The following is a 21,902-nucleotide window of genomic DNA, read 5'->3' on the forward strand; positions in this document are numbered from 1 at the left end:
CGCTCGGTGCGACGCTGGCAACACCGCGGCGGCTCGCCGCTCGCCGTGGCCGTCCCCTGTCAGGTACAAGGACATGAACAGCATGCAGACCGGTTCCACGCTACACGACGACCGAACTGGCGTTTCCGCGCTCGGCGGATTGGGCGCGCAGGCGCGCGGCGCATCCGGCAGGCTGCCGCCGGAGATCTGGATGCAGGACGGCGCAAAGCGGGTCGAACAGGCGCTGGCGCGTCTTCTCTGCGCCGAAGACGACGGTGAGACCGAGCTGATGGCGGCGATGCGCTACGCCACCTTGCAAGGCGGGAAGCGCACCCGCGCCTTGCTCTGTCTGGCTGCCGGCGCACTGGCCGACACGCCGGCGCACATGCTCGACGACGTCGGCGCCGCCATCGAGATGATGCACGCCTGTACCCTGGTCCACGACGACCTGCCCGCGATGGACGATGACGTGCTTCGCCGCGGCCTTCCGACCGTGCACGTCAAGTTCGGCGAAGCCACTGCGATCCTGGTCGGCGATGCGCTGCAGGCGCACGCCTTCCTGACCCTGGCGAGCCTGGATGCGCCGGGCGACAACCGTATCGCGCTCGTGCGCGAACTGGCGCAGGCGGTGTCGGCCGAGGGTGCCGCAGGCGGGCAGGCCATGGATCTGTCGCTGGTTGGAAAGCACGTCGAGCTGGACAGGATCGTGGCGATGCACCGGATGAAGAGCGGCGCGCTAGTGCGCGCGTCCGTTCGCATGGGCGCGCTATGCACCATCGCGGAGGATGCCACGCACGCTGCGCTGTACTGTGCGCTCGATCGCTACAGCGCCTGTTTCGGCCTGGCGTTGCAGGTGGTCGACGACATTCTCGACGCGACAGCGGATACCGCGACGCTGGGCAAGACCCCCGGCAAGGACGCGGCGGCGCAGAAGCCGACCTGCGCGTCGATCATGGGGCTGCAGGCAGCGCGCCAGTTCGCGCTGGATCTGTTGCGCGACGCCGGGGAGGCCATCGCCCCGCTGGGGCCGCGTGCGGAACGGTTGGCGCAGATGCTGCAGCGGGCCAACGCGTATCTGTTCAAGCACGCGCCATGCGCATGAGCGCGCCCGTCCGCATGGAGTCGCCCCTGTGCCGCTGCGATCGGCCGGCAGCAGCGGTCCATGCTGCACTGTGTGCGAGTCCGCGGCGCCGATCGCAGCGCTTGCCCAGCACGGGCCGCGGCGCTCACGGCGCGCTGCGCGCAAGCCTGTGCGGCGGACCGGCGCCAGCATCGGGGCGCGTCGCCGCGCCGGAGCAGGGCGGCCGTCCGGCGCTGCCCATGCGCCGGGCCGCGACGGGCCTGCGGCGCCGTGCGCGGCGTTTGCTCGATCCTGGTTCTCGTCAACCGTCTGCAGAAGGAACATCCCGCGTGAACGCGCTGTCCGAACAGATCCTTTTCGAATTGCGCCACCTGCTGAGCGAGATGAGCGACGGCGGCAGCGTCGGTCCGTCCGTCTACGACACGGCGCGAGCTCTGCAGTTCCACGGCAACGTCACCGGTCGGCAGGACGCATACGCGTGGCTCATCGCGCAGCAACAGGCCGATGGCGGATGGGGAAGCGCAGACTTCCCGCTGTTCCGCCATGCGCCCACGTGGGCGGCGTTGCTGGCATTGCACCGTGCCGATCCTCTTCCCGGCGCTGCCGACGCAGTCCAGGCTGCAACCCGGTTCCTCGAGCGCCAGCCCGATCCCTACGCGCATGCGGTGCCGGAAGACGCGCCGATCGGCGCGGAGCTGATCCTGCCGCAGCTTTGCGGCGAGGCCGCATCCTTGCTGGGCGGCGTGGCGTTTCCGCGCCACCCGGCGCTGTTGCCGTTGCGGCAAGCGCGCCTGGTCAAGCTGCGGGCGGTGGCGAAATTGCCGAGCGGCCATCCGTTGCTGCACTCCTGGGAAGCCTGGGGGACGTCGCCGACCACCGCATGCCCGGATCACGACGGCAGCATCGGCATCAGTCCGGCGGCCACCGCCGCGTGGCGTGCGCACGCCGTGACACAGGGGAGCACACCGCAAGTCGGGCGCGCCGACGCGTATCTGCAGGCGGCGTCGCGGGCGACGCGCAGCGGCATCGAAGGTATCGTTCCCAACGTCTGGCCGATCAATGTGTTCGAGCCATGCTGGTCGCTGTACACCCTGCATCTGGCCGGGCTGTTCGCGCATCCCGCGCTCGAAGAGGCGGTGCGCGTGATCGCCGCGCAGCTCGACGCCCGCCTGGGCGTGCGCGGTTTGGGCCCGGCCTTGCACTTCGCGGCCGATGCGGACGACACCGCCGTTGCGTTGTGCGTCCTGCGCCTTGCAGGCCGCGACGCGGCGGTCGATGCATTGCGCCATTTCGAAATCGGCGAGCTGTTCGTCACCTTCCCTGGCGAGCGCAATGCCTCGGTGTCGACCAACATCCATGCCCTGCATGCGTTGCGACTGTTGGGAAAGCCCGCCGCCGGCACCAGCGCCTACGTCGAGGCCAATCGCAACCCGCACGGTCTATGGGACAACGAAAAATGGCACGTTTCGTGGCTGTATCCCACCGCGCATGCGGTCGCTGCGCTGGCGCAAGGCAAGCCCCAGTGGCGCGACGAGCGCGCGCTGGCGGCGCTGCTGCAGGCGCAGCGCGACGACGGCGGCTGGGGTGCCGGTCGCGCGTCCACATTCGAGGAAACCGCCTATGCGCTGTTCGCGTTGCACGTGATGGACAGGAGCGAAGAGCCGACAGGGCGCCGGCGCATCGCCCAGGCGGTGGCGCGTGCGCTGGAGTGGATGCTGGCCCGCCATGCGGCGCATGCACTGCCGCGGACGCCGCTGTGGATCGGCAAGGAACTGTATTGCCCCACCCGGGTCGTGCGCTTGGCCGAACTCGCCGGGTTGTGGCTGGCGCTTCGTTGGGGGCGGCGCGTCCTGGCCGAAGGAGCAGGAGCGGCGCCATGATCCAGACCGAACGCGCGCTACAGCAGGTGCTGGAGTGGGGGCGTTCCCTGACCGGGTTCGCCGACGAGCATGCCGTGGAAGCGGTCAGGGGCGGCCAGTACATCCTGCAGCGCATCCACCCGAGCCTGCGCGACACCAGCGTCCGCACCGGCCGCGATCCGCAGGACGAAACGCTGATCGTGGCGTTCTATCGCGAACTGGCGCTGCTGTTCTGGCTCGACGATTGCAACGACCTCGGCCTGATCGCGCCGGAGCAGCTCGCCGCGGTGGAGCAGGCGCTGGGGCAGGGCGTGCCGTGCGCGCTCCCCGGATTCGAGGGCTGCGCTGTGCTGCGCGCTTCGCTGGCCGCGCTCGCCTACGATCGTCGCGACTATGCTCAGCTTCTCGAGGATACCCGGTGCTACTGCGCGGCGCTGCGCGCCGGACGCGCGCAGGCGGGAGGGGCGGAACGCTGGTCCTACGCCGAGTACCTGCACAACGGCATCGATTCGATCGCCTACGCGAACGTGTTCTGTTGCCTGTCGTTGCTGTGGGGGCTGGACATGGCGACCTTGCGCGCGCGTCCGGCGTTTCGCCAGGTCCTGCGGCTCATCTCCGCGATAGGGCGCCTGCAGAACGATCTGCATGGACGCGACAAGGACAGGTCGGCCGGCGAGGCCGACAACGCGGCGATCCTGCTGCTGCAGCGCTATCCGGCTATGCCTGTGGTGGAATTCCTCAACGACGAGCTGGCCGGCCATACGCGCATGCTGCACCGGGTGATGGCGGAAGAACGCTTTCCCGCGCCGTGGGGACCGTTGATCGAGGCCATGGCGGCTATCAGCGCGCAGTACTACCGGACCTCGACCAGCCGCTACCGCAGCGACGCTGCGGGGGGAGGCCAGCGTGCGCCGGCCTGAACGCGCGGGAGGCGGCGGCGTGCGCGCGCTGCCGTCGGTCCGATCCGACGCAACGCCGTCGCACGATGCGACGGATGGAGCGAGCATGAGCGATACCGCCCTGCGCCGGCGCAAGGATGACCATCTGGACATCGTGCTGGATCGGCGAACGGCGCCGGTCACGGTCGCCGCCGGCTGGGAGTACATCCGGTTCGAACACTGCGCATTGCCCGAGTTGGACCTGACGCAGATCGAGCTGCGCGCCTCGCTGCTGGGCAAGACCATGCGCGCGCCGTTGCTGATCAGCTCCATGACCGGCGGCATGCCACGCGCCGAGGCCATCAACCGGCATCTGAGCGAGGCAGCGCAAGCCTTGGGGATCGCCATGTGCGTCGGTTCGCAGCGCGTGAGCCTGCAATCCCGGAACTGCCAGGGGCTGACGCGCGCGCTGCGCCGCCTCGCCCCAGACATTCCCTTGCTGGCCAATATCGGCGCCGCGCAACTGCGCGAGGCCGACGGCCTGGACCTGGCGCACCGGGCGGTGGATGCGCTGGAGGCCGATGGACTCATCGTCCATCTCAATCCGCTGCAGGAAGCGGTACAGCCGGAGGGCGACCGCGATTGGCGCGGCGTTCTGGCGCAGATCGCTCGCGCCGCGCGCAGCGTGGGCGTGCCGATCGTGGCCAAGGAAGTGGGGTCGGGCCTCTCCGCCTCGGTGGCCTGTGCGCTCGTCGAGGCGGGCGTGGCGGTGATCGATGTCGCCGGCGCCGGCGGCACCAGTTGGGCCGCGGTGGAGGGCGAGCGCGCCCGCGATGCCGCCGACCGTGCAGTGGCGATGGCGTTTGCCGATTGGGGGATTCCGACCCCGGCCAGCGTGCAGGCGGTACGTCGGGCGCTGCCAACGGTGAAGCTGATCGCGTCGGGCGGGATCCGCGACGGGGTCGACGTGGCCAAGGCCATCCGCCTGGGCGCGGACATCGCCGGGCAGGCGGCCGGCGTGCTGCGCGCGGCGACGGTGTCCACCGAGGCGGTTGTCGCGCATTTCGAGATCGTCATCCGCCAGTTGGCCGTCGCCTGCTTCTGCACCGGCTCTGCTGATCTGGAGGCATTGCGTCAGGCGCGCTTGTTGCCCTCTGCGCATCTGCCGGCCGGTTGATGCGGGCGTCGCCCGCACGTGGCGGCGGGCGCCTAGCAGGCTGCTGAAATACCTACGCCAAAGATACACTACTGATTCACCTTGGCGAGGCGGTTCGATGCCTGGGAGCGATGTGTTCATGGAGCAGCTGTTCACGATGAAGCGGTTGGAGGATTTCGTTCCAGCCGATCATCCACTGCGCCCGATCCGGCTGATGGTCGATGAAGCGCTGGTGCGGCTAGACGGCTTGTTTTCCGGCATGTACGCCTGCGGTGCAAAGGCGGTCGCCCCAGCATTGCGCTGGAGAAACTGCTGCGGGCCATGTTGTTGCAGGTGTTCTACAGCGTCCGTTCGAACGGCCATTGATGGAGCAGGTGCGGTACAACCTGCTGTACCGCTGGCTCATCGGTCTGTGCGCCGACTATTTTGCAATCGGCTCGACGAGTTGCTCACACTTCATCGGCCGGTGCCGAGCCGCCACCACCGACCCGCTTTCGCAGAAGTGTACGGCCGCAGTGAAAATCTGCGCAAAACCGAGCGGGGACAACGAAAAGCTGCATTGTTGTCACGATGCTATTGACGAACCCATACGGACTGTTTTTCAATGTGGACGGGAGATCCGCGGGTGCTCAGGCACGCGGACGGGGGGCGTTCATATGTGGATATTCAGCCGAGCCGCGGCTGGCATTGGCATTTGCCTTGCCATGGGCGGGTGCACCAGCCTGTATCATATTCATGACCCGCAGACAGGCGTGATCACGGCGGGTGAGCTGCCGTACTTTCTGAAATCGATCAGGTGTGAGGTCGTGACTTTCTACCAGATCGAACGCGAGAGGCGAAAGGAATACCTGAAGATCTACAAGAGGCGCCCTGAAGAGGCGTTCGATAGGTATGCTCATTTTGACATCGACCCGTTCCTGTACGGCACGTTCTTCCTGGAGTTGAAGGTGACCGATACGGGCGGGCTCGGATCCGGTACAGCATTCGATTACAAACGGGTTGTGAGCGCGACCAGTAATGAGGTGACCCATGTGGGCCCCACTGCTTCAGCCCAGGATACCTATGACCTGATCTGGTCATTTCTGATGAAGCAGAACGCCCAGCTTGCGTCCGATACGACGCCGGCGTCGGCGGATCCAGCAATGTATGAGCGTGGCTGCTATCGAGGAACGCCTGCGGACCTGATCGAGCTCGAGGGACTCGCCGAGGATAAGTATCCGGACCGCGCCGCCTACAAGCGCATCATTGTCGATGCATCCAAGCCACTCGCAGCTTGGTTACGGGACAACGCGATCCTCATAGCCGCCAACAATCTCACGCCGGCCATGCCTTCGGAGAGCGCGGAGCCAGCGCAAATGACGTACACGTTTTCAGTCCAGGTTACTGGCGGCGTCGAGGCAAAATACTCTCTCACTTCGTCGCGCTGGACGCCTGCTGCAGTCCAGGCGTCGGCCTCCGCTCAGCAGTTCAGTAATCTCGGAATCTACATCAACGGTCCGAATGCCGTTCTTGCGAACGCGGCCAAATCCGGGTCCGCCGGCTATGCGGCCAAGACGCCGCCGCTTGGATCAAAGGACAATCCAATTTACACCGCACCTTCGCCGGGAGGAGAAAAGTCGCAGGAATTCCCCGGAGGAGCCGGATCCACCGGGCGCCGTACGGGCGGTGGGCCTCGGACAAATGGTTTCATTGTGGCGCCGGTGCCTGTGTTCCCGCCGACCCCAACACCGACGCAGTAGGAAAATGTTTCGCCTGTGGCTGCCCAGACTCGTTCTGTTGCTCGTCCTCTTGTTCTGCTGGGAGGCGAACGCTCAGCCTGCGCTTCCTTCGGGAGTCTCCGAAATGGAGCTGTACGGCACGGTCATTCGCGGCTCGAAATGGGACATCAAAGAGATACCGGTCTGCTGGGAAAACCTGCAGCCGAAAGATCAAAACTATGCCGATCTGGTTCGAAAAGCGGTTGCGGACACGTGGGAGAGTGCGGCGCAAGGTGGCGTGTGGTTTGCGAAGACTTGGCCGTCCTGCACGGGCGGCGCGCCAGGTGTGCACGTGCGGGTCGCTGATGAAGGCGCCCACACCGACGTCGTCGGCAAGTATCTCGACGGCAAGCCATCGGGCATGACTCTCAATTTCAGTTTCGATCATTGGAGCAAAGGCTGTCGACATAGACGCGAGTTCTGCATTCGTGCGGTTGCAGTCCACGAGTTCGGACATGCTCTTGGTTTCACGCATGAACAGAACCGCGACGATGCGCCGGAGCAGTGCCGGAACGAGAAAGCTTCTGGCTCGGTCGGCGATTACAAAGTCACCAAGTACGACCCCAATTCCATAATGAACTATTGTAATCCAGCATGGAACGGAAACGGACAGCTCAGCCCTCTCGATATCGCCGCTGTCAGGACATTCTATCCGTCCTGACACTCGGTCTTTTGGTATCCATGAGCGCTCCCGCGCAGGCGGATCGCGCGGCAGTGCAAATCGCTGCGCGTTACAACGTCAGGACGGTTCATGTCCAGTTCGTTGGCGTGATGTACAACGACAAGCAGGAAGTCGGCGGCGGCTCCGGGCTGCTCATCGGCGACAGCCTCGTGCTGACCAACAGCCATGTGATCGGACGCGAGGAGAACTATAAGAGCTTCGAAGTCAATGCCCGTCTCGGGTCACGCAATGCGAACCCGATCAAGGTCACTGCGGTTCATCGCGACGATGCCAGAGACTTGGCTCTTCTCGAGCTGTCGCAGCCCGCCGGAAACAGCGGAGGCGCCTCTCGTTGTCCAATGCCCGTGATCGATGACAACCAGCAGGCCCCGATGGGGACTCAGCTTTATCTGCTCGGTTATCCACTCGATCTGGATCTGAGCATATCGAGCGGTCTGATAAGCAACCAGACTAGCCCCAATGGTCGCTGGCAAACCGACACGGTCATGAATGTCGGCAACAGCGGTGGCCCCGCATTCAACGAGTTCGGCGCTCTGCTAGGGATCGCAGTTGGCGGCATCGTCAAGTGGAACGAGGCGGATGTTTCTGGCGTCAACTTCATCATTCCCGCCACTGTGATTACTGCAAGCCCCCTGTACAGCATGATCGCGGCCATTCCGCAGCCGTCTGTTTGCTGGACCAAGTGGGTCGAGACAACGATCTCGTTTGAGAACTGGAGCAGGCTGAATTCCACGCATGTGCAGACGCAAGCCAATGCCGGCGTGAAGATCCCCGAAATCCTCGCCGAAGCGATCCATACGCTTCTGCCCGAAGACCGTCGGCTCATCGTGAACGTCCCGGTGTCGCAGCTCGTCGAGCCGAAGCTGATCGAGCGGTCGTATACGGTGGACAAAACCAAGGACGATCACCCGGTCGTATTTGCGGAGCATTCGGCGGACTATGCCGATACTTTCCCTGCTGAGCCCGGCTACCGCATCACGGGGTGCACGTGGCACGTTGAGACCGCCAATGGCGCCAGCAATATCGGTTGCGCAATCAACGGCGGTGGGGCGGAGGTTCGCTTCACCTACAAGCTCACCAGCGGACCTGCTGTCGACAGGTATCGCGGATGGCTGGGCGCTACGGTCAACGTTTCCCAAATCCTTGCGAAGTAGGTAGCTGATCGATGGTCATGCTCGTCTTGCCAATTCGAGGTTCGAACCGGTTGCATCGGCTCGGCCACGCCTTCCAGCAGCTTCGAACAGTGCTCATTGTCTTGTTTTGCGCGCTCGCGACCGGTTGCGCCCACCAGGAGCCGGCCTCGCAGCAGGCCAAGCGGCAAATACAGAAGGCGCCCCAGAAACATGAGAGCGCGTTCAAGAAATACGGCTATCGCTATGGCCCAGGGTACTACCATCATGTCCGGCATTATCATGCCTATCGGCCGTGGCGACGGACAACCGGTGAGGCGAGCGAGGAGGCGCCTCCCGAAAAAAGCAGCACCGGAGCCGAGGTGGTGGTCAACAAATCTGTGATTAAGGGATTGGTACCCGTCTACTTCGCCACCAATCGCGTGGTGACGGGTGGATCCGGTCTGGAATTGAGCCAAATCTCCTATGGTCGTGCGGCCAGCAACACATTTGGCTACGTGACGGTTAGCATTCCCATCGTTCGCAAGATGGGAGAAGTGGAAACGCCGAGTACAAGCTTCTTCGGGATGCGCAAGGAGGCGGAGGACGACGGAAAGCATTTCCGAATCCAGAAGCTCGATCGTCTTTCCCGCGAGGAGTTTGCTTCCGCTATCGCAAATCGGGCCGACAGCCTGATGCTCTTTGTGCACGGCTACAACGTTGCCTTTTCCGACGCAGCCTTCAAGGCGGCTCAAATTGCCTTCGACGCGAACTACAAAGGCCGCGTCATGATGTACTCATGGCCGTCCAAGGGCGGAGTGAAGGACTATGACTACGATCGGGAGAGTGCTTTGTACGCTCCGGATGGGTTGTTCGATCTCCTCCAGCTCATCAAAAAGGCCGGCAAAGTCTCACGGATTATCGTGATCGCGCATAGTCTGGGCAGCGAGGTCGTTTTAGGCGCCTTGCAGCAAGCCGCGCTGAGCCAGACGACGCTCGGGATTACTGAATTGATTTTTGCGGCCCCGGACGTGGATCGGGACGTTTATCTACAGCGCGCGAGCCAGATCAAGGCAGCGGCGGGCGCCGTGACGCTATACGCGTCCTCGACGGATCTCGCGTTGCTCGCCTCCATGAAGAAAGCGCAATCCGCATCGCGAATGGGGTTCGTAACCAAGAGCGGGCCAACTCTCGTGCCCGGTATCGAAACGGTCGACGTTTCTGCTGTGGGAAGCGAAATGTTTGCTCTAAATCACAGTACGTACTCAACCAGCCGTGCGGTTCTCGATGACATAGGCCGGATCATCTCGTCTTCGACGCATCTTAAACCCCCGCAGCGGACCCCGACCTTGCGATCGATGCCCGATGATTCGAATACGACTTATTGGATGTATCCCTATTAAGACATCGCTCTTCGGCTGTTTGGAGAGATGCGGGCGGCCACAGAACTGGCAGATGTGGGCGCGTTCAGCGCGAAAAGCGCGCCCGACTCGAAAAGTCTTTGATTGCAGGTGGGAGGGGTCTCTAATTCAGCGGGTCCCAGGCTCAAGGGCCTGGTGCGCCCACCAAAACGAAAGGGCGGCAGTTACTGGCAGCGCGCCATTGGCTCGGGTCACGCTGGGTTACAAACGGTCGGCGATCGCTGTTGAAGCAACAAGTGTTGTCCCGCCCTCAAGGGCCTGTTTCTGCTCTGCGTTGTCGCCGCAGAACTCGCAAAGAGCGCAATGCTCCGTACATTCGAACCCTGCGCCTTCACCTGATGCCGTTCTTTGGCGACATGGGTCTGTCCGAGATCACACCGGGCAAGGCGGAGGAATACAGGGTTCACCGGCTCTCGATGTCGAAAACGGGGAAGGCTCCGGCCCGAAGCACTATTCCCGATGAAATTGTGACATTGCGGAAGTGCTTAAGACCGCCATTCGGCACGAATGCCCGCGCACTTTCTGACGCGTTGTGTGCACGTCGTCATTCTCTCCCTCTCAGCTCAGATTGTGCACTCAGCGAGTTAGCTCCGACGCGATCCGAAAGACAGACCGCGGCGTTACCGCCGGAATTTAGGGGTCCAGCTTTCCACGAGTTCAGCCTCGCCGTCTTCGTCGGATTCGTCGCCGTTTGCCTGCGCTGTTAGGGTCTCGCAAGTCAGAACGGTCAGAGTGCGACCGTACTGTCCAAGCCCGACGACTTCCTCGGTAATGCGATAGACCCGCTCTCCCCCCATCCAGTCGTTCAGACGTCCGTCACCGGAGTCCTTTTTGCCGAGTCTAACATTTTCAGCCTGCGCGTTAAAACTCTCGGTAGCCGTTCCGCTCGGGACTGGCGTACCTTTGCGAATCCATTCCAGCTTCTTAGCTTCCTTCAGCCCTTCGGACATGAAGCACCAGTCGATGGAAGGTCCCGTGCTAAGAATCACGGCGACCGCGTCACGCGTAAGGCCTGCGTACCTGATAGCCGTCGCAGTAAGCGACGTTTCGCAGTCCCTGGCGAGCGTCTCGATGGCGGTGAGACCAGGATCATTCCGGTTGGCCTCCTTGCGGAACGGCACCTCGGGCATCAACAGAGCGGCGGCAAAATAATCGGCTTCCATCTCGAACGGATCGTTCGACGTGAAGTGCGCATGGGAATAGTGCGGGCCATGCGCGAGCAGCGCATTGGCATGACCCTCGATGCAATAGTGCCCAAGCTCGTGGGCGACGCAGAATTTTTGAAACCCTTTGCTGGACACGTGCGTCGCGTACAGGATGCCGAAGTTATCGCCAGCCTTCACCAACATGCCGGATACGCCTTGAACGGTACTCGGCTTAGCCTCGACCGCGATGCCCTTGCGGGTGGCGATCTCGATTGGATCCACCCGCAAGCCTTCAATTTTCATTTCGCCCAAGAGACAACGCTTGCGGCACCTTCCGCGATCATCTTTCGGGCCATGCGGGGCTTGGCGCTCAAGAGCGGCCTTTCTTGTCTGCATTGGCCCGGCTCAGGAGCATACCGACAAAATCCTCGGCTAGCTTCATGTCGTCGTGGCTCAGGTTGTGGATGTCACGGTGAAGGCGCCCAACAGTGCCCGATGCTTCGGGCGTATCCGCACGGCCCAAGAGGTAGTCGGTAGTGACGTCCAGGGCGGCGGAGAGCCGTTTGAGGTTTTCAAAGGAGGGTTTCCTGGCGCCCGACTCAAAATGCGAAACCGAACTCGGTGGAAGATCCGCCCTTGCAGCCAGCTGGCTTTGGCTCAATCCTCGCAGTTCTCGCGCCGCTTTCAGTCTTTCCCTAAAGATATCAGTAGCTTCCGCATTCATGGCGAATTCGACATTCCTCTATTGACGGTTTCGCCATTTCAGGGCATCATGGCGATATCGTCAATCATGCCATGGCGGAAGCGCATGGCGCAAGCACAATCGAAAGGAACCACAGCCATGGAAAATGTGAACGGCGACGAGGGCCGCGAGGTCAGCGGCCACGATGAAGCGGAGGCTCTGCACGACATTGAGAAGGCCAAGGCCGACATCGAGAAGGCCAAGGAGGAGATCGGCCAGGGCATGAAGGACCTGGACGCGGCCGAGAAAGAACTCGATGCGGCCGAGGAAGAACTTGAGGAAGCCCACCGCCATCCGAAAATCATCCATTTCTCGGTGGACGGCGAGAATTACGAGACCGAACAGCGCAAGTGGACGCCGAACGCGATCATCAAGGACTTCTCCGGCCTGGATATCGCAACACACTACCTCATCGAAACCGATCCCCATCATCAGGCCAGTTTTCAGGGCAAGGGCGACGTTCCCTTCGAATTGCATGATGGTGCGAGCTTTCAGGTCATCTCGGTCGGTCCTGCTCCGGTCTCCGACGGGACCGCGAGAAGTGGCGTGCCTTTCTTCATGGCGGGTCTGAAATCGCTCGGGTTCAATCCCGCGATTGCCCCCGGCAAGACTGAGCATGTTTACTTCGATTACGAAATTCCGACGGGCAAATTCGCCGGACGGCAGATCAAGCTGGGTCTAGTCGTACCCGGAGACTTCCCGATGACATCGCCCGGGGGAATCCACGTGTCGCCCAGGTTTTATCCCAATCAAGGCGGAGGCGCACACCCGACCGGTGGCATTCATGACAGCGCGGACTTTCAGCAAGCGGTGGGTGGTGAATGGCACTACTGGTCTCGCCCCTACACGAACTGGGGCGCCGCGAAGAAGGCGGTCGCCACCTACATGAGCCACGTCTGGAAATTGTGGGACACGCAATGACAAGGGCCGTCCGAAGTGCGGCCATGTCCGAGGCGGTCGACGCGCTAGCGCGACGTCACCTGTTACGCGCCGACCGCCAGGAAGATCTTTGCTTCGCGCTCTGGCATCCAAGCACGGGGCAGACGCGGGCGACCGCAGTGGTTGAACTGCTGATCTTGCCGCGAGAGGGTGAGCGGAACGTACATGGGAATGCCAGCTTCGAATCCCACTATTTCACCCGAGCCCTTTCGGAAGCCGCGCAGGCAGGCGCGGGCCTAGCCCTCATGCACAGCCACCCCGGTGGCATGGCATGGCAAGGCATGAGTCCGGACGACATCAATACCGAGCAAGGTCACGCAGCGGCCGCCTATGGCGCCACAAGACTTCCGTTTGTCGGCTTGACCATGGCTGGCGATGGGGCCTGGAGCGCCAGATTCTGGGAGCGCACGGCACCACGCCAGTACGCGAGGCGGGACTGCGCCACCGTTCGCGTGGTTGGAGAAAGGCTTCGAACCACATTCATGGAAGCGCTCGCGCCGGTCCCGCATGGGACAGAAGCGCAGATTCGAACGATTTCCGCCTGGGGGAAGAAGAAGCAAGCCGACCTCGCGAGGCTTCGGGTGGGCATCATCGGAGCAGGCAGTGTTGGCGCCTTCATCGCTGAGGGCATGGCACGTACTGGGATTGAAGACATCACGGTGATCGATTTCGACAGGATCGAAATCAAAAATCTGGACCGCCTCCTGTACGCGAAGCGGGGCAACGTCGGGGCGCTGAAAGCAACGGCATTGGCTGACCACTTAGGAGAATGCGCGACCGGGGCGAGATTCGACGCCCTTCCGGTGGTGGCCGCCGTCTACGAGGAAGTCGGCTTCTGTGCCGCGCTGGATTGCGACGTTCTGTTTTCCTGCGTTGATCGCCCTTGGGGAAGACATGTCCTCAATTTGATTGCCTATGCCCACCTGATTCCTGTCATTGATGGTGGCATTTCCGTTCGCACGAACCGCCATGAGGTGTTGGCTGCGGCTGACTGGCGCGCTCATACAGTCACTGTGGGGCATCAATGTATGCAATGCATGGGGCAGTACGATGCTGGGCTTGTTCAGCTGGAACGCGAGGGGTACCTGGACGACCCGACCTACATCCAAGGCTTGGAGAAGGGCCATCCGTTAAAAGCTCGCGAGAACGTTTTTGCGTTTTCGATGGCCTGCGCGAGTCTTCAGACGCTCCAAATGCTGGCGATGGTCCTCGATCCTCTTGGCCGATCGAATCCCGGTAAGCAGCTCTATCATTTCGTCGGCAGCTTTATGGAGCCGAGCGAACATGGGAAATGCAGCCCCGAATGTCTGTCTTCTGATATCGCCGCACGGGGGGATCACTGTGGGTTTGAGGTGACTGGCGCTCCTCCAGCGAACAGAGATCCTGTCGTCAAGAAATTGCCCACCGAGACGCCGAGCCTGTTCCAGCGAATCTCTCGCGCACTCAAGCACCTTTTCATCGGCTGACGGGTAACGAAGGATCGATGCATGCGTTTCGACCTTGCAACAGGTGCGGACACGTTCGACATCCGCGACGACTGATGGCGCTTCGCCGACATCGCGCGATTCCAGCCTAGCCCCGGCGGCCACGACGCATTCCGGCTCCGCGACGACAATGACGTAGAGGTAGTGCTTAGGACCGTCTCGCACCTTCGAGACGACACATTCTACACCGAGTTTGCAGGCGTGCGCGAACATCTCGCGGTCCTCGATCTGGAGGCTTTCGCTGAACTGGACGTCGGTACCATCGACGATCTTCCTCAGCTCGGCTTTCCTCTGGATCAGTGGCAGCTTCCGAGGTCATAGAGCAGATCGAACTCCACCATCACGATCTTGGTCGACTTGCGCTTGAGCTCGTTCTGCAGCACCGAGAAAATCGGCGTGCCGTCGGCGGCGGAAATGACGATCTCGCCGTTGATGACGGCGGAGCGCCTTGATGCGCCCGCCATCGTGGGCAACCTTCTTGAAGCGGTGCGGTCCAGTCGTGTCCCCGCCGAGTAAAGATCTTGGCCACCTCGTTGGTCAGATGCACCTGCACCCGTCCAACTTGATTTCGTGAATCAATCGCCTGCCGGACGGCACCTTCTCGACCGAGGTTGCCAAGGCCGGTCCGATGAAGCTGGGCAACGGCGCCTTCACGCGAACGGCCAGGGCTTTGTACGCTGAAACGCCATTGAAGCGCTCACAGCTGATTCAAACTGACACAGTTCGAATCGTTCCGGAACCCGCGAATCCCCTGCTGCGTTGGTTTGTCATCAAATCCGACGGGGGGAGCCGATGGCGGCAGCGAAGAAGAAGACAGCGCGCGGGCGCAAGCAGGACCGGGCCCGTGTGGCCGGCGGGCAACGTATGAAGTGGTACGAGTCCAAGAACACAGGACGGTCGGCGTCAGCGGTTAAGAAATCTGTCAAGAAGGTCGGCAACAGCCGGAAGCGCGCGGAGAAGCGTCTCGCGCGCTAGTCATCTTTGCTGGTGTCGATTGTTCGGAACGTTGCCTAGACCTCGGGCAGGCATTCGGGGCAGGTGTTGCCAATTGAGTTCAGGACCTCAGTGACCGCGCCGAAAGGCCCTGTGGCCGATCCTGAGCGGGCGATTTCGAACGCCCGCTGGGACGTGCGGGTCTGCGCGATCCCGCATCCGTGCGTGGTACTCACAGTCGCGGATCGCCCCTGCGGCTATCGCCCACCCTCATAAGGTGCGGATCGTCGTCCGCCGCTCCTTGTTCATCAGCATCAAGATCGCCCTCCGCGAACGACGAATCCTTGCGGCCCTCGATTCGTTCCGGCTGCTAACACAGAGCAGGGATTCCAAGTCGTCGGGGCACGTGCTTTTCGACGTCTTCGGCCGGCCTGTGCAAAACCAGCCATGCAGCATCTTGTTTCCTTGTCCGCGTCGCGCATGACGACTTTCAGCGCCTCGTCTAGTCGACGGCGCTACAGCGCCTTTTGCCTCAACCGCTCGACGATGGCATTCGGCCGTGCGGCGTCTCTCTCGCAAACGGATGCGGAGCTCCTCGCCGGGGGCACTCGGAAAAGGGGCTCGCCTGCGGCGATTGCTGTCGCTGCCTCTGTCCCGGGTGCCGCGATTGACCTGGTTTCGCCGCTGCACTCGGACCGGCGTGCCCCTTCGGCGTCGCTATGCTCACGCTCCTGCCGGTGCCATTCTCTGTTGAGACTATGCGCCCGTGGCGCACGCGTGGTCGGGTGAGGGCCCAACCATCAGGCCGGTTGCAGGAGGATAGCCGGTGAGGATGCCGGCGACATTACTCTGATTCGCGTGCTGCCGCCCCCGCAGAGCTCCCGCCCTTCGCATCCGAAATATCCTCCGCACGAAACGAGATCCGAGAGATGCGATGCAGCAAATCTGCTCAAAATGGCCGGCATGTGCCGAAACTCTGCAATCCGCCGGCAATCGGCGAATTGCTGCGCAAGCTCGGAGCGGTTATGCCCATCTTCTTCATCCGCTCGAACGCGGCAGGGTAGCGGGACTACCAGTCGCGAGTCTGATGTAGCCGTTCTCTTTCGTAGTTTGGGCCTGCGTGCCAGAAAACCGCTAAACGAATTGGCAGAAGCAGTGGTTATCGTTTGGCATCACAAACAAGTAGAGTTGACCAAGGCGTACTTACATAGATCAGCCGGCCGACTGAGAGTTTTTACCCGGCAGGGCAAACAAGATTTTACGATGGAGCGGAGATGAACGTTAAGGACTATGACAATTTTGTTCGCACGACGACCCAGTTCGCTCACAAGCCAAAGGAGGAAATGCGCTCCATCGCATTGTACGGCCTGGTCGGCGAAATCGGGTCGCTCGTCGCTGCCATAAAGAAGAAAATCCTCGCCGAAGGAGGCGAAGAGGCGCGCTGGGACCGACCGAATGACGAAATCAAAGAGGAGCTCGGAGATGCGCTCTGGTATTGCTACTCGGTCTCTCAGATTACCAACGACAGCCATTTCGACATCCTCGCCGCTGATATTGCAGCACTACGAACTGAAATCGGCAGCGCAGACGAGCGTGCGCAGAAAATCGCGACCTCTCTAGACCCCGCAAAGCGAGCGGAATTTTTGGAGGCAGCAAAACATTTCCCTCCCGTGGGCGGCTATACATTCGATGCCTACCAGCACCTCGCGTTTCAGACGGCGCGCACTGATGGCCGCGTTCTGCTCGAGGTCTGCTTGGCCGTGCTTTGGCAGCTCGGTGCAGAGCTTTTGCGAGTAACACTGCCCAAGATCGAGATCACACTGAACAAGAATGTAGCCGACCGCCCGTCGAACATCGTGCTTGGGGAAATCACGTGGCATTTGTCGGCGATGGCGAGTTTATACCACATGTCCCTCGATGATGTGGTGGAAGCAAACTGCGCAAAGGTTCGTTTTCGCTCAGAACGAGGCGCGCACACGCCGCTACATGATGAAGGGCGCGATACAAAAGAACAATTCCCACGCTTGTTTGAGGTGGCGTTCGTTCGCGTCGGTCCCCAAAAATCCCGCATGTACTTCGATGGCAGGCCGCTTGGCGATGATCTAACCGACAATTTCTACGATGACGATGGATACAGGTTCCATGATGTTATTCATCTTGCTCTGATTGCCCACCTGGGATGGTCGCCGGTTGTTCGAGGCCTCATGAGACGCAAGCGCGACAGTGGGAACGATCGTGTCGATGAGGTCGAAGACGGCGGCCGGGCCAAGGTGGTCGAGGAGCTTGTTATCAAGGCTATTCATTCCGAGGGCGACAAGCAGGCGAAGGCGGCTGGCCGCTGCGGTATTGGCGCTGCAACGCGACTTTTTCCTGCTCGCAGCCTTATTAACTTTAGGCTGCTGAAAACCTTGCGGATGTACGTTGATGGCCTCGAGGTCGAGAAGAATGCCTTCTGGGAATGGGAAGATGCAGTTTTTGAAGGCTGCGAAATGTTCTACCGCCTTTGCAATGAGAAACAGGGGACCGTCGTCGTTGATCTCACTGCGCGCAAACTAACGTTTTCGCCGACAGTGTCTCCATCGATCCATGGAGCCGCAGTTGGCCTTGGGATGGGATCAGCCAATTCGCAAGCGCCCCTCGGCGAAGAGATACTCAGCGCTGCTGAGTATGATTCGGCGCGTCAAATGGCCCTGGTCTTGGAAACCGTGGCCGCAAAGCGCGCGATTCTCGACTCTCTCGGTTTGGATAAAGAATCGTGCGGGCTCTATTCTGAGCTTGAGGTTCGGCTGGATCGCACAAAGCGTGTCTATATGAAGGCAACCAAAGCTGTCCAGGAAAGAGCCTGGAAGTTGAAGGCTGTCGATTATAGGGTCGCCTTCACTGCTGTGGCTGGAGAAACGATTTGCACGGCAAGCGCCATCGCGGATTTGCGCGATGTATCAAAGTAATCATGCGTGGACCGCGACTGCAAAACCCATCCATGCAGTGGTCCGGCAATCCCGATCAGCAGTCGATACGGCCACGCCCTCTATCTCCCTCGAGCCCCGACTTGTGCGCGTTTGCAAGGCGCGGAAGGCGCGCCTGGAAGCAGGGGGGTTTTTTAGGGAGAGGCCCAAATATTTCTTTGTAGAAACAGATGGTTACAACGAATATGGCGCCTTCAGCCAAAATGGACCCCTCCTGGGATAATGGCTCTTGTCTGAAAATCGGACATTGTGTATATTGTTAGTGCGATAATCAGACGCGGTGTTTTCGACAACTACGGAGGCGGCATGCCCACGGCAGTTTCGACCACGCAATCGGCGGCTTTTCCTGCCGCGCAAGTGGAGGCGTGTATCAGGGATACTTTGGCCGTCCAGGCCGCTGATCAGGCCATTCTGAGGCCGAGAGCACCCCAGATCCCGGGAATCGTTCCGGCTACTTCCTGGGAGCCCGAAATCGACTCTCTGGTTGCAGTGGAGGTTATCTGCGCGGTCGAGGAGCTTTTAGGCATCAAGTTGCCGGCGACGTTTTCTCCAAAAGGCGGCTACGACTCGGCCGAGGCCTGTGTGAATGACCTCCTGTCTGAAGCGAGCGCCGCATGGAATCAACTGACCAGTGAGAGAATATCATGAAGGATCGAATCGGTTTTTCACAGCCTTCACCCGAAGCTGATCGCATAGGGCTCAGCGAACGCCTGAAGCAGGCGCGCGAGTACATGGGTCTCAAGCAGGAGGATGTGGCCAAGTCAGTCGGCATCCCGCGGAGCGCTCTCTCCAATGTCGAGGCTGGTACGCGCAAAGTAGATGCTATCGAACTCTCACGACTCGCTAAATTGTATCAGCGCCCATTGGCGTGGTTCACGGGGGAGAATCCTGAAATTGGATCGGAGCTTCCCAAGGAGGTTGCACATGTCGCGAGAGCTGCGGCGACGCTCTCCCAGCAGGATCGCCAAGAGCTGGCGCGCTTTGCCGATTTCCTGAAATCCCGCGCTCGCGCAAAGGCCGGATCCGATGGCCGATAATCGCGCAGCCATATTGTCCGGTGCAAAGGCCGCGCACACTCTGCATCGTGATCTCGGGATTCGCGAACAGATCGAGCGTGGCGGTGGTGGCCGGGTAGATGTATTCGGAGCTATCGCCAAGCTTGGCGCGACATTGATGTTCCAGCCACTCGACAAGTTGCTTGGCGCTTATTTGCCGGGAGAAGAGCTCGGAGTTCTGATTACCACAAAACGCCCGCTCCCCGTCCAGCGCTTCACCGGCGCTCATGAGCTGGGACATCTCTATATGAGTCATCAACCCAGTTTGGATGACGCGAGCATCTTGCGGCGGTCTCCGTTCTCGACGGCCGGGCGCGCCGATCGGCAGGAGCGTGAGGCCGACGCATTCGCATCGATGTTCCTGAGTCCAGCTTGGCTTATTGCATTAACTCTACAGCGCCACGGATGGTCAGCACGTCAGCTGGCTGAGCCGGAATTTGTCTATCAAGCCTCACTGCGGCTCGGCACCAGCTATCGCGCCACCTGCTATGCCCTTGAAAGACACAAGGTCATCAGCAGCACTCAATGCGCGCGGCTGGTCGATGTCGAGCCGAAGACGATCAAGCAGCATTTCCTTGCTGGATACGAGCCGCCCGATTGGCGGTCCGATGTTTGGCTCCTGACCCAGCGCGATGAAGGCCTACTTATCGAAGGTGGCCGGAATGACCTCTTCGTTATGAAGCTCCGTGAGAACAGTGGCGCCGGCTATCTTTGGAATTTCGATCAGTTGCGCGACGCCGGATTCGCGCTTGTTATAGATGATCGCGAGGACGCCAGTCCCGACACGATCGGAGGGGTCTTGACCCGCACTGTCACTGCCCGGTCCGAAGATCGTGTGGAGGGCGAGGTCACTCTTCAAGAGGCACGACCCTGGGCCGCCGACACGCCCCTTCACCAGCTGCTTCTTCGGTATGATCTGCGCGGCCCCGAAAGCCCGGGCATGTGGGAGCCTGAACTGAAGCGGGTGTTGCAGGCAGCATAACCATGATCAAGAGCATCGTCGACCTGCGCGGCAGCTTCGGGGCGGCGCGGGACCAGCATTCTCGTCCCACGTGCCTTGCCTTCGCAGCAAGTGACACTCATGCGGCCATGCGGTCCGGCTGGACACCACTCTCGACGGAATGGGCTTACTACCATGCTGTGAAGCGTGATGGTGGGACGCCCGGAGATGGCTCTACGCTCGCTTCGATGCTCGAGACCATCAAGTCGGACGGTCAGCCCAGAGAAGCCCACTGGCCTTATATTCGCAACCACGTGATCGATGTCGCCTCCTGGAAGCCGCCGGGATCACCTGCAGAGCTGTTCTTTCGCAATCACGGCACGCAGCCGCCGGACATTCAAGAGATTCTCGATCGCCTCGATGCAGGTTCGCCTGTCCTCGTAACAATGAGCTTGTCCAACGCGTTTTATGTCCCTGGTGCTGATGGAACAATCTTTGCGACGGAGCCGATCGATTCCAAACGACGCCACGCGGTGGTCGCGGTCGGGTACGGCGAAAAGGCGGGCGCTAGATTCGTGCTGATCCGCAATTCGTGGGGCGAGGCTTGGGGTCTTCAGGGGTGTGCGTGGCTCGCGGCTAATTATTTGGCCCCCCGTCTTATTGCAACTGCCATCCTGACCACGGAGCCGTGACGTCCATGTACATGCCAATTCCGTCCCAGCAGACGAACGCCCAAGCCTGGATCGCCGCCGCCGCCGCCGTGCAGGATGCCGGTGGCGAGGCTCACAACGTTATTATCGATATCGCCGATCCGATATCGATTGCGCCAGTCGACCATGCGATCCTGACCACAGTCGACACGTTTCTTCGCGAGCATCACGCCTATAGCATTTCGAGCATAGCAAACACCATCTTCCCCCAAGGTCTGCTTGATCGGCACGGTGCTGATGGGCTTTATGCCGCCTACGGTGAGTTGTTGCCGCGGATGAAGCAAATGACCAGGGACTGGGGCCGCTATTTCGATCGGATGACGGCTTGGAAAAAAATAAATGGCAAAGAGGTTAAGCTCATTAACCCCCTCGATGACCTTGTGCGGTTCATGAAGACTCAGATTGCATCAAGGCGAACCTACCGCAACGCGTACGAAATGACGATCTATGATCCGGCTCGGGACGCCGGCAAAGTGTCGAACCGACAGTGCTTAAGCTTCCTGAGTTTCAAGCTTACAGACGACAACACCCTGCTGCTCACGGCGATGTATCGCAACCACATGTATGTCGCGCGAAGCCTCGGCAACTTCATTGGCCTTGGGCGCTTGCAAGCTTTCGTCGCCGCTCAAACAGACGCGACGCTGGGTTCGCTGACTTGCGTATCCACGCACGCTGAAATCGACGCAGGAAAGAAGGACCATGACGGCGTTGTGCAGGGATGGACCGTGAGTGAGGCAAACGCCCTCGTTCGGCAGTGCCGAAACCTCTTCAACGATCGTCCATCGCAGGCAGCGGTCAATTCGACCGCCATTGCTCAAATCGGATCGCCTGCTTCTTCGGATCGGCCGTAATAACGCCACGTCACAAAACTGTACAGGGAAGCGCGAGGTGCGACAGCAGCGCGGCGCGGGGACCACACCAGCAAACAGTTTCGAAAAATGCGTCGTGTATCTCCGGCGTTGTGAGGCTTTTTCGCGGGCGCTGACCAGGTCGGTAAGCCGTAACAGCGGCATGTAGGCTCCGTCCAACTCGCTCGCTTGCCCCGGCCTTCGGTTGGCTCAGGCCC

Annotated in this window: 19 protein-coding genes and 2 pseudogenes; 18 read left to right on the plus strand and 3 right to left on the minus strand. The window is 61.1% G+C overall.

From position 1 onward, the window contains the following. The first annotated feature begins 82 nt into the window (after positions 1 to 82). From AB7245_RS06560 to AB7245_RS06600, 9 genes and pseudogenes are all read left to right on the plus strand, one after another. Positions 83 to 1,081 carry a polyprenyl synthetase family protein gene (locus AB7245_RS06560; protein WP_439035707.1) on the plus strand — a complete coding sequence of 333 codons (999 nt, stop codon included), beginning with the start codon at positions 83 to 85 and terminating at the stop codon, positions 1,079 to 1,081. A gap of 308 nt (positions 1,082 to 1,389) precedes the next feature. Then, positions 1,390 to 2,940 (plus strand): hypothetical protein, encoded by a 1,551-nt coding sequence (locus AB7245_RS06565; RefSeq protein ID WP_439033993.1) that lies wholly within the window; start codon positions 1,390 to 1,392, stop codon positions 2,938 to 2,940. Beyond that, positions 2,937 to 3,839 carry a terpene synthase family protein gene (locus AB7245_RS06570; RefSeq protein WP_439033994.1) on the plus strand — a complete coding sequence of 301 codons (903 nt, stop codon included), beginning with the start codon at positions 2,937 to 2,939 and terminating at the stop codon, positions 3,837 to 3,839. Before AB7245_RS06565 ends, AB7245_RS06570 begins: the two co-directional genes overlap by 4 nt. An 85-nt stretch (positions 3,840 to 3,924) precedes the next feature. After that, positions 3,925 to 4,974, plus strand: coding sequence for a type 2 isopentenyl-diphosphate Delta-isomerase (gene fni / locus AB7245_RS06575; protein ID WP_439033995.1), 1,050 nt, complete (start codon positions 3,925 to 3,927; stop codon positions 4,972 to 4,974). Between the two features lie 97 nt (positions 4,975 to 5,071). After that, positions 5,072 to 5,375 (plus strand): annotated as a pseudogene (locus AB7245_RS06580) (transposase); the annotation flags it as partial. Between the two features lie 234 nt (positions 5,376 to 5,609). After that, positions 5,610 to 6,692 (plus strand): hypothetical protein, encoded by a 1,083-nt coding sequence (locus AB7245_RS06585; RefSeq protein WP_439035783.1) that lies wholly within the window; start codon positions 5,610 to 5,612, stop codon positions 6,690 to 6,692. A gap of 103 nt (positions 6,693 to 6,795) precedes the next feature. Next, entirely contained in the window at positions 6,796 to 7,371 is a 576-nt protein-coding gene (locus tag AB7245_RS06590) for a M12 family metallopeptidase (RefSeq protein ID WP_231144018.1), read from the plus strand. 20 nt (positions 7,372 to 7,391) lie between these two features. Next, positions 7,392 to 8,546, plus strand: coding sequence for a S1 family peptidase (locus AB7245_RS06595; protein ID WP_439033996.1), 1,155 nt, complete (start codon positions 7,392 to 7,394; stop codon positions 8,544 to 8,546). Positions 8,547 to 8,557: 11 nt separating this feature from the next. Next, the gene (locus tag AB7245_RS06600; protein WP_439033997.1) at positions 8,558 to 9,904 is read left to right on the plus strand and encodes an alpha/beta hydrolase; all 1,347 of its coding nucleotides are present in this window, start codon (positions 8,558 to 8,560) and stop codon (positions 9,902 to 9,904) included. A 638-nt stretch (positions 9,905 to 10,542) separates the two neighbouring features. Here AB7245_RS06600 and AB7245_RS06605 read toward each other — a convergent pair. After that, positions 10,543 to 11,370 carry an ImmA/IrrE family metallo-endopeptidase gene (locus AB7245_RS06605; RefSeq protein WP_439035708.1) on the minus strand — a complete coding sequence of 276 codons (828 nt, stop codon included), beginning with the start codon at positions 11,368 to 11,370 and terminating at the stop codon, positions 10,543 to 10,545. A 67-nt stretch (positions 11,371 to 11,437) separates the two neighbouring features. After that, positions 11,438 to 11,791, minus strand: a complete 354-nt coding sequence (locus AB7245_RS06610; protein WP_231144022.1) for a helix-turn-helix domain-containing protein — start codon at positions 11,789 to 11,791, stop codon at positions 11,438 to 11,440. A 117-nt stretch (positions 11,792 to 11,908) separates the two neighbouring features. Here AB7245_RS06610 and AB7245_RS06615 point away from each other — a divergent pair, with 117 nt between their 5' ends. After that, a complete protein-coding gene (locus AB7245_RS06615) occupies positions 11,909 to 12,730 on the plus strand; it encodes an E2/UBC family protein (RefSeq protein ID WP_231144023.1) in 822 nt (273 codons plus the stop codon). 23 nt (positions 12,731 to 12,753) lie between these two features. Continuing rightward, complete coding sequence (locus AB7245_RS06620) at positions 12,754 to 14,214, plus strand: ThiF family adenylyltransferase (RefSeq protein WP_439033998.1); 1,461 nt, start codon at positions 12,754 to 12,756, stop codon at positions 14,212 to 14,214. Positions 14,215 to 14,391: 177 nt separating this feature from the next. Here AB7245_RS06620 and AB7245_RS06625 read toward each other — a convergent pair. Continuing rightward, positions 14,392 to 14,921: pseudogene (locus AB7245_RS06625) on the minus strand (ATP-dependent DNA ligase); the annotation flags it as partial. A 103-nt stretch (positions 14,922 to 15,024) separates the two neighbouring features. Here AB7245_RS06625 and AB7245_RS06630 point away from each other — a divergent pair. From AB7245_RS06630 to AB7245_RS06660, 7 genes are all read left to right on the plus strand, one after another. Continuing rightward, positions 15,025 to 15,207 carry a DUF3606 domain-containing protein gene (locus AB7245_RS06630; protein WP_439033999.1) on the plus strand — a complete coding sequence of 61 codons (183 nt, stop codon included), beginning with the start codon at positions 15,025 to 15,027 and terminating at the stop codon, positions 15,205 to 15,207. 1,232 nt (positions 15,208 to 16,439) lie between these two features. After that, entirely contained in the window at positions 16,440 to 18,113 is a 1,674-nt protein-coding gene (locus AB7245_RS06635; protein WP_439034000.1) for a MazG nucleotide pyrophosphohydrolase domain-containing protein, read from the plus strand. Between the two features lie 324 nt (positions 18,114 to 18,437). Further along, on the plus strand, positions 18,438 to 18,779 hold the full coding sequence (locus AB7245_RS06640; RefSeq protein WP_231144027.1) for an acyl carrier protein: 342 nt from the start codon (positions 18,438 to 18,440) through the stop codon (positions 18,777 to 18,779). After that, positions 18,776 to 19,168, plus strand: coding sequence for a helix-turn-helix domain-containing protein (locus AB7245_RS06645; RefSeq protein WP_231144028.1), 393 nt, complete (start codon positions 18,776 to 18,778; stop codon positions 19,166 to 19,168). Before AB7245_RS06640 ends, AB7245_RS06645 begins: the two co-directional genes overlap by 4 nt. Then, complete coding sequence (locus AB7245_RS06650) at positions 19,158 to 20,168, plus strand: ImmA/IrrE family metallo-endopeptidase (protein ID WP_439034001.1); 1,011 nt, start codon at positions 19,158 to 19,160, stop codon at positions 20,166 to 20,168. The genes AB7245_RS06645 and AB7245_RS06650 overlap by 11 nt, the downstream gene beginning before the upstream one ends. Before the next feature lie 2 nt (positions 20,169 to 20,170). Next, positions 20,171 to 20,818, plus strand: coding sequence for a C1 family peptidase (locus AB7245_RS06655; RefSeq protein ID WP_231144030.1), 648 nt, complete (start codon positions 20,171 to 20,173; stop codon positions 20,816 to 20,818). 5 nt (positions 20,819 to 20,823) lie between these two features. Beyond that, the gene (locus tag AB7245_RS06660; protein ID WP_231144031.1) at positions 20,824 to 21,687 is read left to right on the plus strand and encodes a hypothetical protein; all 864 of its coding nucleotides are present in this window, start codon (positions 20,824 to 20,826) and stop codon (positions 21,685 to 21,687) included. Positions 21,688 to 21,902: the final 215 nt, after the last annotated feature.

Source organism: Bradyrhizobium sp. 604_D8_N2_3 (assembly GCF_051810765.1).
Lineage (GTDB): Bacteria > Pseudomonadota > Alphaproteobacteria > Rhizobiales > Xanthobacteraceae > Bradyrhizobium > Bradyrhizobium barranii.

What these genes read in the sequence shown, in the direction of transcription:
- AB7245_RS06610 (WP_231144022.1), bottom strand. Translation starts at nt 11,791, where the DNA reads ATGAATGCGGAAGCTACTGATATCTTTAGGGAAAGACTGAAAGCGGCG.
- AB7245_RS06595 (WP_439033996.1), top strand. Translation starts at nt 7,392, where the DNA reads ATGAGCGCTCCCGCGCAGGCGGATCGCGCGGCAGTGCAAATCGCTGCG.
- AB7245_RS06620 (WP_439033998.1), top strand. Translation starts at nt 12,754, where the DNA reads ATGTCCGAGGCGGTCGACGCGCTAGCGCGACGTCACCTGTTACGCGCC.
- AB7245_RS06615 (WP_231144023.1), top strand. Translation starts at nt 11,909, where the DNA reads ATGGAAAATGTGAACGGCGACGAGGGCCGCGAGGTCAGCGGCCACGAT.
- AB7245_RS06655 (WP_231144030.1), top strand. Translation starts at nt 20,171, where the DNA reads ATGATCAAGAGCATCGTCGACCTGCGCGGCAGCTTCGGGGCGGCGCGG.
- AB7245_RS06660 (WP_231144031.1), top strand. Translation starts at nt 20,824, where the DNA reads ATGTACATGCCAATTCCGTCCCAGCAGACGAACGCCCAAGCCTGGATC.
- AB7245_RS06635 (WP_439034000.1), top strand. Translation starts at nt 16,440, where the DNA reads ATGAACGTTAAGGACTATGACAATTTTGTTCGCACGACGACCCAGTTC.
- AB7245_RS06600 (WP_439033997.1), top strand. Translation starts at nt 8,558, where the DNA reads ATGGTCATGCTCGTCTTGCCAATTCGAGGTTCGAACCGGTTGCATCGG.
- AB7245_RS06560 (WP_439035707.1), top strand. Translation starts at nt 83, where the DNA reads ATGCAGACCGGTTCCACGCTACACGACGACCGAACTGGCGTTTCCGCG.
- AB7245_RS06570 (WP_439033994.1), top strand. Translation starts at nt 2,937, where the DNA reads ATGATCCAGACCGAACGCGCGCTACAGCAGGTGCTGGAGTGGGGGCGT.
- AB7245_RS06590 (WP_231144018.1), top strand. Translation starts at nt 6,796, where the DNA reads ATGGAGCTGTACGGCACGGTCATTCGCGGCTCGAAATGGGACATCAAA.
- AB7245_RS06630 (WP_439033999.1), top strand. Translation starts at nt 15,025, where the DNA reads ATGGCGGCAGCGAAGAAGAAGACAGCGCGCGGGCGCAAGCAGGACCGG.
- AB7245_RS06585 (WP_439035783.1), top strand. Translation starts at nt 5,610, where the DNA reads ATGTGGATATTCAGCCGAGCCGCGGCTGGCATTGGCATTTGCCTTGCC.
- fni (WP_439033995.1), top strand. Translation starts at nt 3,925, where the DNA reads ATGAGCGATACCGCCCTGCGCCGGCGCAAGGATGACCATCTGGACATC.
- AB7245_RS06605 (WP_439035708.1), bottom strand. Translation starts at nt 11,370, where the DNA reads ATGAAAATTGAAGGCTTGCGGGTGGATCCAATCGAGATCGCCACCCGC.
- AB7245_RS06645 (WP_231144028.1), top strand. Translation starts at nt 18,776, where the DNA reads ATGAAGGATCGAATCGGTTTTTCACAGCCTTCACCCGAAGCTGATCGC.
- AB7245_RS06640 (WP_231144027.1), top strand. Translation starts at nt 18,438, where the DNA reads ATGCCCACGGCAGTTTCGACCACGCAATCGGCGGCTTTTCCTGCCGCG.
- AB7245_RS06650 (WP_439034001.1), top strand. Translation starts at nt 19,158, where the DNA reads ATGGCCGATAATCGCGCAGCCATATTGTCCGGTGCAAAGGCCGCGCAC.